This is a genomic window from Zarconia navalis LEGE 11467, assembly GCF_015207075.1.
GTDB lineage: Bacteria > Cyanobacteriota > Cyanobacteriia > Cyanobacteriales > Geitlerinemataceae > Zarconia > Zarconia navalis.
In genome coordinates this window covers 1-6,375 of sequence record NZ_JADEXN010000316.1, presented here as the reverse complement: position 1 = coordinate 6,375, position 6,375 = coordinate 1, and the positions used below count along the sequence as shown (strand labels likewise).

At 49.9% G+C, this 6,375-nt stretch carries 5 protein-coding genes; 3 read left to right on the top strand and 2 right to left on the bottom strand.

Annotation, left to right across the window (positions count from 1 at the left end):
* Nucleotides 1-1,115: response regulator (locus tag IQ235_RS15695; RefSeq protein WP_264322382.1), on the bottom strand; the 1,115-nt coding region annotated here is incomplete at its 3' end.
* Between the two features lie 756 nt (nucleotides 1,116-1,871).
* On the opposite strand from IQ235_RS15695, the gene fumC reads away from it, so the two are divergent.
* The 3 genes from fumC (at nucleotide 1,872) to IQ235_RS15680 (ending at nucleotide 5,177) form a co-directional block, all read left to right on the top strand.
* Nucleotides 1,872-3,281, top strand: a complete 1,410-nt coding sequence (fumC, locus tag IQ235_RS15690; protein WP_264322381.1) for a class II fumarate hydratase — start codon at nucleotides 1,872-1,874, stop codon at nucleotides 3,279-3,281.
* Nucleotides 3,282-3,753: 472 nt separating this feature from the next.
* A complete protein-coding gene (locus tag IQ235_RS15685; protein WP_264322380.1) occupies nucleotides 3,754-4,314 on the top strand; it encodes a helix-turn-helix domain-containing protein in 561 nt (186 codons plus the stop codon).
* A 44-nt stretch (nucleotides 4,315-4,358) separates the two neighbouring features.
* Nucleotides 4,359-5,177 (top strand): CPBP family intramembrane glutamic endopeptidase, encoded by an 819-nt coding sequence (locus IQ235_RS15680; protein WP_264322379.1) that lies wholly within the window; start codon nucleotides 4,359-4,361, stop codon nucleotides 5,175-5,177.
* A gap of 172 nt (nucleotides 5,178-5,349) precedes the next feature.
* Here IQ235_RS15680 and IQ235_RS15675 read toward each other — a convergent pair whose 3' ends face one another.
* Nucleotides 5,350-5,976 (bottom strand): class I SAM-dependent methyltransferase, encoded by a 627-nt coding sequence (locus tag IQ235_RS15675; RefSeq protein WP_264322378.1) that lies wholly within the window; start codon nucleotides 5,974-5,976, stop codon nucleotides 5,350-5,352.
* Nucleotides 5,977-6,375 lie beyond the last annotated feature (399 nt).

Sequence of the window (6,375 nt, the reverse complement as noted above, 5' to 3'; positions counted from 1 at the left end):
ACTTTGAACTGGTCGAGATCCAGGTAGCAGAGGACGTGGTGTTGCTTTTCTTCCCGGCCCGAGGCGATCGCCGAAGTTAATTTCTGCTCGAAAGCTCGTCGATTTAATAAACCCGTGAGTTCGTCGTGGGCCGCTTGCCAGGAAAGCTGATGGGCGAGTTGGCGCGACTGGGTGACATCTCGAAAGACAAGTACCGCACCGATGGTTTGACCGTCACGGGCGCGAATGGGGGAGGCAGAGTCGTCGATGGGGTACTCGCTGCCATCGCGGGCAACCAGAACGGCACGATTGTTTAACCCGACGGTGCGATCGCCGCGCAAAACTTGCTCGACGGGATTTTCGAGGGGTTCGCGGGCACTTTCGCAAACGATTTTGAAAATTTCCGAGATCGGTCGTCCTTTGACTTCGCCAGTTCTCCAGCCGGTGAGTTCTTCGGCAACGGGGTTGAGATGCCCGACGTTTCCATCGGCATCGGTGGTAATTACACCATCGCCAATCGATTCTAGAGTGACTTGAGCGAGTTCCTTTTCGTCAAAAAGGGCTTGTTCGATGCGAGTGCGATCGTCAATTTCCCGCAGGAGTCGTTTGTTGGTTTGGGCTAAAGTTGCCGTGCGCTCTCCAACCCGCAGTTCGAGTTCGTTGCGAGCTTTTTGCAACGAGGCTTCTGCCACTTGACGGCGCTCGATTTCGTCTCTGAGCAGATCGTTTTGCTCTTGAAGGCGTTTGCGCAGTATCGATAGGGTCAGATGGGTTTTGATGCGGGCGAGGACTTCTTGCTGCTCGATGGGCTTGGTGATATAGTCGACCGCACCCAGAGCCAATCCTTTGACTTTGTTGACGGTTTCTGAGAGAGCCGTCATAAAAACGACAGGAATATTCTGGGTCGATGCTTGGGATTTTAACTGGCGGCAGACCTCAAAGCCATCCATTCCCGGCATCAAAATATCTAACAAAATTAAATCGGGTTGTCCGTAAGTTGCTAAAGCACTTTCTCCATTTTGAGCCACGAGGACTTTAAAGCCCACATCTTCGAGGCAGGTAAATAGTAGATGCAAATTACTCGGTGTATCGTCCACAATTAAGATGGCAACCGAATCAAAGGTTTCAAGACTCATGCAAAGTTCCTTTGTGTCACGTTCGCTTTCCCGATCGTTAGCAAGTTATTTTTTTGACTCAACCTGACCGGCGAAACAAGTCGATCGACCGCACCTTATACTGCTTCTGTTGCAATCATAATTCAATCGCCTGAATTATTTTATCGACAAAAACAATCAAATACAATACTACAGACTTTTAGTTTCCTAAGGCTAGAAATATTCGAGAATTGATTTGATGGCTCAGAAAAATCCTTTTTTATTCACATCGAATGAATGAATAATAAAAAATAGGATAAGAATCTACTTTTAAGGTATTAAAGCTCTAACTCGATCGTAAACTAAAAAAACGATTGATTTTGTATCTTAACTTTTTTTTGTGATTTATCAAGCGCCTAACAATACTATAACTCTATCTTTTTGACCGACAACCCAAAAATAGTCAGTAAAAATACAGATTTCGACCATCAAAATATCCGTGAATTTTCTGAATTTTCAGACTTAATTGGAGAAAATTACAATTAAACCCGAGAGAAAACTCGTAATATTACGGAATTTATTGAAAACGGAAGAATACGATATAAATTTGACTAACTAAGCGAATTTACAGCTCAAATTCTATCGGGTCGGCGATTGTCTCAGAGTCTTCTCAATGTCTTCTCAATTTGTGCGCGGTTTTGACCGAATTGCCCGATTGGGGGTAGTTTGGTGAGCAGTTCGCGATCGCGGGAGCGATCGAGCGTACCGAATATATACGTACAAATCGGGAGGTCTAGCATGAGCGACGCAACACCACCAAAAACGCGCATCGAAACTGACAGCATGGGGGAAATTGAAGTCCGGGCAGATCGCTACTGGGGCGCGCAAACCCAGCGATCGCTAAAATATTTCTCCATCGGCAGCGATCGCATTCCTCCAGCAGTCATTGAGGCGATGGCGATCCTCAAAAAAGCCGCGGCCCTAACCAACCAAGAACTGGGCAAACTACCCGAAGATCGAGCCGCACTCATCACTCGCGCCGCCGACGAAGTGATTGCCGGGAAACTCGACGACCATTTCCCATTGCGGGTGTGGATGACCGGAAGCGGCACTCAATGCAACATGAACGTCAACGAGGTCATTGCCAATCGGGCGATCTTCCTGGCGGGAGGGACACCCGGCTCGAAAACCCCCATTCATCCCAACGACCACGTGAATATGTCCCAGTCGTCTAACGATACCTTCCCCACCGCAATGTACGTTGCTTCGGCAAAGGCGCTACACCAAAAACTTTTGCCAAAGGTCAAAAAGATGCGGGACGCGCTACAAGTCAAGTCTGAAGCATTTGCCGACATCGTCAAAATCGGTCGCACCCACCTCCAGGATGCCGTCCCCCTTACTTTAGGGCAAGAATTTTCCGGTTACGTGGCGCAACTGGATGCGGATTTGCGACGGATCGAGAATGCGCTGCCCGATCTTTACGAACTGGCCATCGGGGGAACGGCAGTGGGGACGGGTTTGAACGCACCTGCCGGATTTGCCGATCGCGTTGCTGCCTACATTGGCGAAATGACTGGATTGCCTTTTATTTCCGCCCCCAATAAGTTTGCCGCGATCGCCGCCCACGATGCTATGGTGATGGCCAGTGGAACCCTTAAAACCCTTGCCTGTTCGTTGATGAAGATTGCCAATGACATTCGCTTTCTCGGTAGCGGCCCTCGATGCGGCATCGGCGAACTGACTCTACCGGCCAACGAACCCGGTTCTTCGATTATGCCGGGGAAAGTAAACCCCACCCAATGCGAGGCGATGACGATGGTGGCGGCGCAGGTTATCGGCTACGATACGGCGATCGCGATCGCGGGGTCTCAGGGGCATTTTGAGTTGAATGCTTTCAAGCCGATGATGGTGTTTAACTTGTTGCAGTCGATCGAAATTCTGGCGGATAGTTGCAATAATTTCACCGACTTTTTGCTGGTAGGACTCGAACCGAATCGATCGCAGATTGAGGCTTACGTCGATCGATCTCTAATGCTGGTGACGGCGTTGAATCCTTCGATCGGTTACGACAAAGCCTCGAAAGTGGCACATTTGGCCTTGGAGAAAAATTTGACACTAAAAGAAGCCTGTCTGGAGTTGGGTTATATTTCGGCTGAAGAATTCGATCGTCAGGTCGATCCCGAGAAGATGGCGCATCCGGAATCTTGAGGGGAAAGTTCGGAAGCACGGAAGCGCCCGATTGCGCAATTGAAGATGGGAAGTGGGGAAAAAGGGAAGGACGCGCAAACGCAAAGATGGGGAGACAGGTCGAGGAACTGATTGCCGTCGTTCGTTCTGAAGCAATTTTGCGACCGAACTAACCTTGAATTAAGACCTATCAGTTTGAGGTTTCCGTTCGTTCGACTTCTTCAAAAGTCTCGTGACGACACTATCTAGAACGTTCGGCTTGCAAGAATTTTCGTGTCTCAATCTGAAAGTCGATCGTTTTATTCGTACAACGTCATACAACTTAGAGCGGTGTGCGCGATATATTCACCCGAATAATATCAAAAATGATAATATATTTATTAGTGAGAATGTAAAAACACCATCGGAAACTTCTCGGCAAGCGATCGTCTCGGTCGATCGAGCTGCTCTCTAGGATAGATAGAGATGACCTGCTCGATCGAAAGTTTCCACCGTGAAATCAGCTAAAGCCGAACTCCTTCTCCATCCCGTCCGCCTGCGCGTTCTTCAAACTCTCTTGGGGGGTGTCCAACTGACCACGGGACAAATCGCCGAAGCCCTGCCCGATATCGCGATCGCCACCCTCTACCGACAGATTGAAAAACTGGCAAGAGCAGACATTTTAACCGTCGTTGCCGAACGTCCGATCCGAGGAACCGTCGAAAAAGTGTATGCATTGCAGGAGATACAGGCTAATTTATCGCCGAGGGATCTCGCCAATGTCAGTCGAGAAGACCACTTGCACTATTTCACGATTTTTGTCGCCAGTTTGCTGGGAGATTACGCCCGCTATCTGGAACGAGACGAGATCGATTTGCTAGAGGATGGCGTGGGATACCGACAGGCGGCAATGTACCTAAGCGATGAAGAATTCAAAGAAGTGGTGGCGGCACTCCAAGGGGTACTGCAACCGTTTTTAGAACTTAAGCCAACACCCGATCGCCATCGTCGTTTGCTCTCCACCATTCTCATACCCGTTGGAGACCCCGATGGGAATTTGGAAGCGCAAAATTAAGAAAACCTACACCCCAATTAGCAATTAATCATTGATTCCGAACCATGACTCGATCGCCAACCACCCGCCAACCCACTTTTTGGAAACAATTTGCTCTCCTCTTTGGTTTGGGTTGCCTCGGCATCGCTTCGCTGATTCCCACCATCATCGATTTGAGTAATGGAGTCATCCAAAATCCCGAGACTCCTGCCAACATCGCCCAAATGCCCTTGCCCTTGCCGTTGCTGGTGGCACTATCCCTGCTTCAGCCCGCGATTTTACTTGCGATCGCCACGGCCATCGGGATTTTCTTTGCTAGACCCCTGGGATTGCGATCGCATCTATGTAACGCTCTAACAGCCGGGAAATCGGAGCTGCGGGCGATCGGCTCTGAGTTCCGACTTGCCGCTATTTTAGGAGCCGTTACCAGTTTGGTCGTTCTCGGACTCGATCGAGCGATCGCACCCTGGATTCGGGAAATTCAAGCACTAAACGATGCAATGCCATACAACCCGATGTTGAGTGTCGCGGGAATTTTCTATGGAGGTATTACCGAAGAATTGATAATGCGGTGGGGGTTGATGTCGCTGTTGGCTTGGATTGGGTGGCATTTACTCCAACGGGGACGGGGTAAGCCGCATTCTAGGGTGATGTGGGGGGCGATCGCGATTTCTACCCTGCTGTTCGGATTGGGACATCTCCCGGCAACAGCAGCGATCGTTCCTCTGACACCGTTCCTGATTCTGCGGGCGATCGCTCTCAACGGAGCTGGTGCGGTATTCGGCTGGTTGTACTGGCGGCGCAGTCTCGAAGCTGCCAGTATAGCTCACGCCACCAGTCATATCGTCGCTGCGCTCGTCATCGGAATATCAAACCTTTTTTAGGACGGGACTTTCGCAAAGTTTGTTAGTAAAGTTTGCTATTTGTAGGGTGCGCTCATCAATACACCACAGCAACTTGTACCAGGCGCATGTACGCGGAACTCCAATAGGAAAGAGGAGTCAAGACAGCTTGACGGACAATGGATAATCGTTGTTCTCCCCATCTCTCATCTCCTCAAACGGGTTTGACTCCCACCAACAAAGCCATTTCCAACCATTTCCAATAGCAATCCACATCGAGAAAACCAATCTCTCGAAACCATCTCAGTTGGGTTTCCACATCCAGCAACTGGTTTGAGGGGTCTTCTGTTTCTGGGGTGTAGCCGATTTTATCGAGAAACCGAACGTGCAATCTCGGGGTAGGGGAAGCAACGTGTTCGAGGTTGCAGAAAATTCCCCCCGGTTCTAGAATCTCAAAGATTTCAGCGTAGAGGGCGCGTTTGCGATCGTCATTGAGGTGGTGAATGGCAAAGCTGGATACCACCGCATCGAATTTGCCCAATTCGGGTAAGGGTTTATCGAGGTTACGATCGAGAATTTCAACGGTTGTATCTTCAGCAAATCTCTGTCTGAGAGCCTCTAGCATCGTCGGGGAAAAATCCAGGGCAATACTTTGAAATGGAGGGCGATCGAGTTTGAGCAGCGCCAGCAAGCGACCATCTCCCGTTCCCAAGTCGAGAACCCGCTGGAGGTTTTGGGGAACCAGCTCGAGGAGTACGGCTTCTCCTTCGGTTCGATGGGGAATTTTTTCGGCGCGCGCGAGATAGTCTAAGGCGTGCTCGGTAGAAGTCCATTGATTCATCAGTCACCACTCCGATATTCAGTGCGATCGGGCGATCGAGTTTTTGCTGACCATCGACTCGATCGTACCGCTTACCATCTTCATTAGAGTACTCCTACCCATCACTTCAACGATCGAAATTACGATAGGTCGAAATTACGACAGGCGATCGAGGAAGAGCAATCCCCCGTGCAGTGGTATCAACTTCAGGTGATTGTTGCTTTGTCACCAATGGGTACAAGGAAATATCGGGGGTGACCATGGGTGACAAGTTAAGCAATTTGCTCCAATGTCAAGTTGACTGGTTTGAATCCTTCAACCCCAAATAGATAAAGGGTTTCAACGATATGACTCTTGTACGCGGGGGGCTTGGGGGCGGCGTAACGCCCCCGGCGGGAGGGCGAAGCCGAAGGCGGAGGG